This is a genomic window from Moorena sp. SIO3I6 (genome assembly GCF_010672095.1).
In genome coordinates this window covers 1-1,334 of the sequence record NZ_JAAHHU010001398.1, presented here as the reverse complement: position 1 = coordinate 1,334, position 1,334 = coordinate 1, and the positions used below count along the sequence as shown (strand labels likewise).

1 protein-coding gene is annotated in these 1,334 nt (G+C 40.3%); it reads left to right on the top strand.

Annotated features, from left to right (window positions below; genetic code table 11):
* A partial coding sequence (locus F6K49_RS49665; RefSeq protein ID WP_293110176.1) for an SUMF1/EgtB/PvdO family nonheme iron enzyme occupies positions 1-1,132 on the top strand: 1,132 nt, incomplete at its 5' end.
* Between the last annotated feature and the right edge of the window lie 202 nt (positions 1,133-1,334).

Sequence of the window (1,334 nt, the reverse complement as noted above, 5' to 3'; positions counted from 1 at the left end):
TGATGGCACTAACTTGATTCGTGCAGCCTTGGAAAAGGCAACAGAAGAGTCTTTAGCTTTTGCCTATAATTGCCTAGCGCAAGGGTTGACCGTTAAGCCTAAGCTAGAGCAACAAATTGAACAATTCCTAGCAGCCGATTTAGCATCCCCTAATCCCGAAATTGCTCAGTTAGCTGCAGAGGTTAAGTTATCTAGGCGGTTGAATCAACTATTCCGAATTGATGACAGAATCGAAATTGGCTTGAGTTATATTACCTGTGCTGAGTATCAATTATTTTTGGATGAAACCCTAGCAGCAGGTGAGTATCATCAGCCCGATCATTGGGAAAGCAAACGGTTTATCGCGTTAGAGGGACATCAGCCAATTACTGGAATTCGAGCTTGTGATGCAGAAGCATTTTGTAAATGGTTGACTCAAAACTACTCAACACCAGGATTCAGATACAGATTGCCCACTTCCGATGAAGCACAGGAGTACCCAGGGATTGAACAGGCAGTAGGCTGCTGGTGCCAGGAAAAAGAACATAAGGTGATTGTGGGGATAAAAACAGCTAAGTGGAAAAATTGGCAAAAACAATTAGCTAATGTTGTTCAACTAGATATAGCTCTAGATTTAAACTTAAACTTGGAGGGGGAACTAGAACTGTTCCGATACCTAGATATCCAACTCTACCGCTATTTAGAGCTTAACCTCTACCAATACCGAAACCTTTACCAAGAGCTGGAACAAAATCTCGACCTTGATCGATACCTTTACCAGAACCTTGAGCCATACCAAGACCTATACAAAGACCTCAAGCTAGGTAAATATATCAACCTCAATCCCTACCTCAACCTCAACCTTAACCGATACGAAAACCCAGATCTTAAATTACTTCGCTTCTATGTTTTGTTAGTGTTTATTGCCTGGAGTGTTCGAGCTGATATTTATCAAAAAGCGGCTACCAATCCTGAAATCCTGAAACCTGTTCATTTGACGGTTAAAAATTGTCAAGACTTAAGCCGTAAGTATGGCAATAATAGGGATAAAATTGCTCCAGTTTACACATTATTTTTATTAATGGATGAGCGACGAACTGGTCGAATGCCAGCTTGGGAGGGAATTCGGTTTGTTCGAGAAAAAGTTAACTAAACTATCCAATAAAAAAAGCCAAATAATTATTAACAGTTATAAAGTTAAATGCCGATTAGCTTACCATCGGCGAAGCGGGCAAGCTGAATGCTAATAGCTAAATCTAATAGCTAAATCCTTGATACAGCGTTTTTCATAACTATCAGGTACACAGGATTTTTTAACTCTTCCCTCTTCACTATTCCCTCTTCCCTCTTCCCTC